Consider the following 5,446-nt stretch of genomic DNA (forward strand, 5'->3'; position numbering starts at 1 on the left):
GTAACAAGAGTGGTCATTGATAGTGAGGACAGTACGGGAAGACGTTGGGCTACTGTAGGTGTTTCTGCAAATATTGTTGATGCAAGTTTTGACGCACTGATAGATGCAATGAATTGGAAAATTTTAAGAGATTTTTAACTTCCCTTAACTTCTCTGTCTGAATCCCAGAACTTAGTTGAGGTTTTTTTAGTAAATTAACTGTATGATTTTTGATGAAGATGTAAAATTTTGTGCTTCTCTTTTACAGAAAAGTGACCCGCAGAGATTTCGAAGTATTATGGCCGCTCCAGAAAAGCTTAGGCCTTACTATTTCGTAATTTTTGCGTTTAATGTTGAAATTTCTAGGGCTCCCTATATCACCAAAGAACCAATGATTGCAGAAATTCGACTGCAGTGGTGGTTAGATGCTCTTGACGAGATAATAGGTGAGAAAGCGGTACGAAAACATTCTGTGGCAACTCCTTTGTCCAAATGTATTGGAAAAATTCAGGCAGAAGAGTTGAAAGTATTCGTTAACGCAAGAAAGTGGGACGTATATTCTAATAAGTTTAGAGACTTCATTGAGCTGAAAAAATATTTATTTGATACAACTGTTATCCTGTTTCGAGTGGCAGCTGGGTATGAACGAGGAAAAAATGAAAAAGATTTCCAAAATGCATGCATGGCTATCGCCTTGGCTAACTATCTGATGGCGACCCCTGGCCTCAAAAAAGCGGGTAAGGTGCCAATTTCTGGACTGCCAACTAATGAAATTGAGGAGCAGTGCAACATTTCCTTAGAGAACTTAGAAATTGCTAAAATAAAATGGTATGACTTCACAGAACAAGAGCAGTGGGTTTTATTTACTGGTTGGAAAAGTAAGAAAATTTTAAGTGCGATTTCGAAAAATCTTGAAAAAATAGATAGCACCGTCGCAAAGTTGGAAAATCGGCGAATGACACTTACTTTTGTTATGAAAGCTTTTTTGAAGACGTTCTAAATAGTATTATTTGTCCTGTTGTTTTGGGATAAAAATAAAATTGCTAAACCAGCTAGGATCAAAAATGGAAGCATTGCGATATTTACTGCATTCCATCCAGAGGCTGCTGAACTGCCCGCACAATTCATCAGTCCCCCTGAGGCAAGGGAAGCTACCGTAACTCCTCCAAAAACTATAAAATCATTAAATCCTTGTATTTTACCGCGCTCTTCTGGCGCATGTGAATTTGCTAAAAGGCTTGTTGCTCCTATAAATCCAAAATTCCACCCGATCCCCAATAAGACTAGAGCGATTGAGAAGTTCGCTAAACTTATTCCGGACAATGCCACGATCCCTGAAGCACTTAGTATCAATAGTCCGGCACTAATTATCTTAATATTTCCAAACCGAACTATAAGGTGACCAGTAAAGAAAGATGGAATAAACATCGCCAAAACATGCATTGACACTATATCGGCCGCGTTATTCTCAGTAAAGCCACAGCCTACTACTGCCAACGGTGTTGATGTCATTACTAAATTCATAAGAGCGTATGCTACCATTGCACAAATTATAGCAACAAGTAATTCCGGTGTTTTCAGTATTTGACTGTAAGACCTACTTCCATAATGTTTATTTTGTTCAGGTCTTGGGAGTGGTATTTTTAGATATAAAAACAAAAAGGCTCCAATCAAGTTTAACAAAATTACAGTTAAATATGTTCCCAAAAAGGGTATTATTAGACTGCTGGAAGTGAGTTTAACGAGCTGAGGTCCAATAATTGCCGAAATTAAGCCACCAGCCATAACATATGAAATTGCTTTTGGTTTGAAGCCTTTGGATGCAGTATCCGTAGCGGCAAACCGATAAAAACCTTGAGCGGACATATAAATACCACTTAAAAAGCTTCCGATCAGGAATATTGAAAAATCAGATAAATAAAGTCCGATGCACCCGATAATGCCACCTAAGGCCCCACCAAGTGTTCCAAGTAAAAATCCAGCACGCCTTCCGTATTTCTGCATTATAAGGGATAATGGATTTGCGGATAGCATGGATCCCATTACAATTAATGATATTGGTAAGGTTGCAAAACAAGGGTTAGTTACTAATGACTGACCCGCTAGTCCGCCTACGATAAAAATCATAACCATTTGGTTTCCAACGGTTGCTTGTGCTAAAATCAGAATGATCAAATTCCGACGTGCCAAACTATTTTCATCATCTTTAAACATTATGTTTAACTCTTGAGATATATGCGACTAGACACGTTTATAAGGTCTGAAAACGTAAAGCCAGTTCTAAAAAGGTAAATGCGATCTATGAGTGTAAATATTCTTATATTGGTTGGAACTGGAGATGGTTTACAACTGGCTACGGAACTAGGTCTTCGTGCAGAATTCAACGTTCATATTTTTGTAGATAAGAGATCTCGTCTTCGTGCGAATTTAAAGGTTGCAGGGGAAATATCTTCTTTGAAAAATGAGGAATTCTTTCATCGTTTTTTGATCGAAAACGGCATTGAAGCTCTTATTGATGCTAGCCATCCATTTGACAAAGAAAGTACTGAACTTCGTCAGAGAGCCTCTAAATTAGCAAACATAAAGCATACTCATTTTTTAAGACCTCCTTGGACCCCAACGATTGATGATAACTGGACTAGCGTGCGAACATTGGATGAGGCAGCGAAAACAATTCCTGATGGATCAAATGTGTTCATAGCAACTGGGCGAATTGGGTTGGAAAAATTTTCCAAACTTTTAAGTTCTAAATTTTTTATTAGAAGACTTGGCAAGGTTAAAATGCACTGCCCATTAGATAACGGTAAGTTTATTTACGGCGATCCTCCTTTTTCATTAAAAGATGAAATAAGTTTATTTAGGTCGCTTAAAATAGATATCTTAGTAATAAAAAATGTGGGAGGTGAAGGTAGTTTTGCCAAAGTAGAAGCCGCACGTGCTATTAATATATCAGTAATAATGATAGAAAGGCCTGAAAAGTCATGGGGCAATGGAATTGATACGATTCAAGGAATATTTAAATGGATGGATCATAATTTATGACGAAAAGAATTCTGATTGAGTCTGATGAAATCTTAGCTCAAGCTATTGACGCACTTACTTCCTGTGAACCACGCTTTGAATATGTACTAGAGCATACTGGAATGCCCAAACTACGTTTAAGGCCAGATGGATTTCAAACCTTATTGCAGGCAATTGTGAGTCAGCAGGTTTCGGTTGCTGCGGCAAAGGCCATTTGGTCTCGACTGGAAATTGAAAATTTTTTAGATCCTAATCGAATTTTGAAGACTAATGAGGAGCGCTTGAATTCTGTCGGCCTCAGTCGACAAAAAATTAGGTATGCAAAAGCGTTAGCAGCAGCAGATTTGGATTATATAGCGCTCCGGCGAAAGAGTGATGATGAAGTTATAAGGATTTTGACAGAAGTTCCTGGAATTGGTGTCTGGACTGCTGAGATTTATGCCATGTTTAGTTTAAAGAGGGCGGATATTTTTGCGGCGGGAGATCTTGCTTTGAAAGAAAGTGCAAGAATATTATTCTCACTTGGTGAGCGTCCAACTGAAGGTGAGCTAAGACAGTTGTCAACGGACTGGTCTCCATGGCGATCTGTCGCAGCACTTTTATTATGGGATTATTATAGTTTTGCAAAAAATAGAGAAGGCATAGTATGACGCGTGTTTTGAAATCTAAACGCATTGCTCCAAAGTCTGGTGAGCTGCGTTCGGTTGTGGTTTTTCTTCATGGGTATGGAGCAAATGGGGATGATTTACTAGGATTGGCAGAACCTTTAGCCGAGCATTTGCCTGATACATTATTTGTATCCCCTGATGCTCCTGAGAATTGTGCCGGAAGTCCAATGGGTTACCAGTGGTTTCCTATACCTTGGATCGATGGTTCAAGTGAGGAGGAGAGCAAAAAGGGGATGCTGTCAGCTGTTGATGATTTGAATGCGTTCCTTGACGCTTTAATGGTCGATGAAGATATTTTACCGGAGCAATTAGCCTTGTTTGGATTCTCTCAAGGCACAATGATGGCATTGCATGTTGCTCCTAGAAGAGAAGATCCTGTGGCGGGTGTTGTGGCGATTTCTGGTCGACTATTAGAGCCGGAAATTCTCGTTGACGAGGTGGTTAGCCATATGCCAGTGGTGTTTGTACATGGCGATCAGGATGAGGTCGTACCGCCACGATCAATGCCCGAGGGGGTGGAAGGATTACAGGCGGCAGGATTCAAAGACGTTTATGCTCATATTCAAAAAGGTACTGGGCATGGAATAGCTCCTGATGGGTTGGGTGTTTCATTAGCGTTCTTACGCGACCAGTTAGGTTTTTAAAGGAAAAAATATATAATTTAGATTTTTTAGAATGTGCCACAAAATGGGGGTTGCCAGGAGCTAAACTCAATATATAGTCATCCGCAAGGGAAATTGACTGCTAGGGGGCATTCGTATGGAGGCAGACTTTAGGAATGAATTCGTAAGGCATCCTACGTCTACCAAAAACAATCCCGCATTAGTTCTCAACGCTGATTACAGACCTCTTTCTTATTACCCTCTCTCTTTGTGGTGTTGGCAAGATGCAGTAAAAGCTGCATTTATGGAAAGAGTCGATATTGTGGCCGAGTACGATGATTATGTGAATAGTCCATCAATAAGTATAAAAATACCATCGGTAGTCGTATTGAAGGATTATGTTAGGCCTCAAAAAAAAGTAGCATTTACCAGATTTAACCTTTTTCTTAGAGATGAGTTTTCTTGTCAATATTGCGGATCCAAAGGTGATTTGACGTTTGACCATGTAGTGCCGCGGTCCCACGGTGGAACTACTAATTGGGCAAATGTAGTTGCGGCTTGTAGTCCATGTAATTTGAAAAAGGGGTCGAAAACACTTCAAAATTCTGGACTTCATCTGCGGCGTAAACCCGTACGTCCTGAGCCTCATCAGATGATGAATGTTGGAAGAAAATTTCCCCCTAATTATTTGCATGAAAGTTGGATGGACTTTTTGTATTGGGATGCAGAGCTGGATGCCTAATATCGTAATGGTAGGTTCTTTCAAACAGCACGCGTTTTAAGCAAAATTACTACGGTATTATATTACCATATTTTTAACTATATGTTTTTAAATAAAAATATTTAATTTATTGTACTTGACCTTGCCTGTGATGGCGGTATAACCGCCTGATCGAACTGCTTAAATATTTTAGTAATAGCAAGGTTGTATTAAATGAAGACATATACTGCAACTCCAGCAGACATAGAAAAGAAATGGATCTTAATCGATGCAGATGGCATAGTACTTGGCCGTTTAGCGTCCATTATAGCTATGCGTTTGCGCGGTAAACACAAGGCCTCTTTCACGCCGCACATGGACTGTGGCGATAATGTAATCGTCGTTAATGCTGAGAAAATTCAGATGACTGGTAAGAAGAGAGAAGAAAATTTTTACTGGCATACCGGTCACCCTGG

Annotated in this window: 8 protein-coding genes; 7 read left to right on the top strand and 1 reads right to left on the bottom strand. The window is 39.5% G+C overall.

Features of this window, described 5'->3' with window-relative positions; translation table 11 throughout:
* Both ACTF5Q_RS11920 and ACTF5Q_RS11925 read left to right on the top strand, forming a co-directional pair.
* Window positions 1–138 (top strand): alpha-isopropylmalate synthase regulatory domain-containing protein (locus ACTF5Q_RS11920; RefSeq protein ID WP_438954827.1); only part of this gene is annotated, 138 nt, incomplete at its 5' end.
* Between the two features lie 64 nt (window positions 139–202).
* A complete protein-coding gene (locus ACTF5Q_RS11925; protein WP_438954820.1) occupies window positions 203–979 on the top strand; it encodes a squalene/phytoene synthase family protein in 777 nt (258 codons plus the stop codon).
* Here the strand turns inward: ACTF5Q_RS11925 and ACTF5Q_RS11930 are convergent.
* Entirely contained in the window at window positions 976–2,193 is a 1,218-nt protein-coding gene (locus tag ACTF5Q_RS11930) for an MFS transporter (protein ID WP_438954821.1), read from the bottom strand. The genes ACTF5Q_RS11925 and ACTF5Q_RS11930 overlap by 4 nt on opposite strands.
* 87 nt (window positions 2,194–2,280) lie before the next feature.
* On the opposite strand from ACTF5Q_RS11930, the gene ACTF5Q_RS11935 reads away from it, so the two are divergent.
* The 5 genes from ACTF5Q_RS11935 to rplM form a co-directional block, all read left to right on the top strand.
* Window positions 2,281–3,021 (top strand): precorrin-6A/cobalt-precorrin-6A reductase, encoded by a 741-nt coding sequence (locus ACTF5Q_RS11935; protein ID WP_438954822.1) that lies wholly within the window; start codon window positions 2,281–2,283, stop codon window positions 3,019–3,021.
* Window positions 3,018–3,650 (top strand): DNA-3-methyladenine glycosylase family protein, encoded by a 633-nt coding sequence (locus ACTF5Q_RS11940; protein ID WP_438954823.1) that lies wholly within the window; start codon window positions 3,018–3,020, stop codon window positions 3,648–3,650. The genes ACTF5Q_RS11935 and ACTF5Q_RS11940 overlap by 4 nt, the downstream gene beginning before the upstream one ends.
* The gene (locus tag ACTF5Q_RS11945) at window positions 3,647–4,312 is read left to right on the top strand and encodes an alpha/beta hydrolase (protein WP_438954824.1); all 666 of its coding nucleotides are present in this window, start codon (window positions 3,647–3,649) and stop codon (window positions 4,310–4,312) included. The genes ACTF5Q_RS11940 and ACTF5Q_RS11945 overlap by 4 nt, the downstream gene beginning before the upstream one ends.
* A gap of 115 nt (window positions 4,313–4,427) precedes the next feature.
* Entirely contained in the window at window positions 4,428–5,012 is a 585-nt protein-coding gene (locus ACTF5Q_RS11950; protein ID WP_438954825.1) for an HNH endonuclease, read from the top strand.
* A 192-nt stretch (window positions 5,013–5,204) separates the two neighbouring features.
* Window positions 5,205–5,446: 50S ribosomal protein L13 (rplM, locus tag ACTF5Q_RS11955; RefSeq protein WP_438954826.1), on the top strand; the 242-nt coding region annotated here is incomplete at its 3' end.

The organism is Candidatus Salinivivens marinus (assembly GCF_965655845.1).
In the GTDB taxonomy this organism is placed as follows: domain Bacteria; phylum Pseudomonadota; class Alphaproteobacteria; order Rhodobacterales; family Rhodobacteraceae; genus Salinivivens; species Salinivivens marinus.

What these genes read in the sequence shown, in the direction of transcription:
- ACTF5Q_RS11925 (WP_438954820.1), top strand. Translation starts at nt 203, where the DNA reads ATGATTTTTGATGAAGATGTAAAATTTTGTGCTTCTCTTTTACAGAAA.
- ACTF5Q_RS11930 (WP_438954821.1), bottom strand. Translation starts at nt 2,193, where the DNA reads ATGTTTAAAGATGATGAAAATAGTTTGGCACGTCGGAATTTGATCATT.
- ACTF5Q_RS11935 (WP_438954822.1), top strand. Translation starts at nt 2,281, where the DNA reads ATGAGTGTAAATATTCTTATATTGGTTGGAACTGGAGATGGTTTACAA.
- ACTF5Q_RS11940 (WP_438954823.1), top strand. Translation starts at nt 3,018, where the DNA reads ATGACGAAAAGAATTCTGATTGAGTCTGATGAAATCTTAGCTCAAGCT.
- ACTF5Q_RS11945 (WP_438954824.1), top strand. Translation starts at nt 3,647, where the DNA reads ATGACGCGTGTTTTGAAATCTAAACGCATTGCTCCAAAGTCTGGTGAG.
- ACTF5Q_RS11950 (WP_438954825.1), top strand. Translation starts at nt 4,428, where the DNA reads ATGGAGGCAGACTTTAGGAATGAATTCGTAAGGCATCCTACGTCTACC.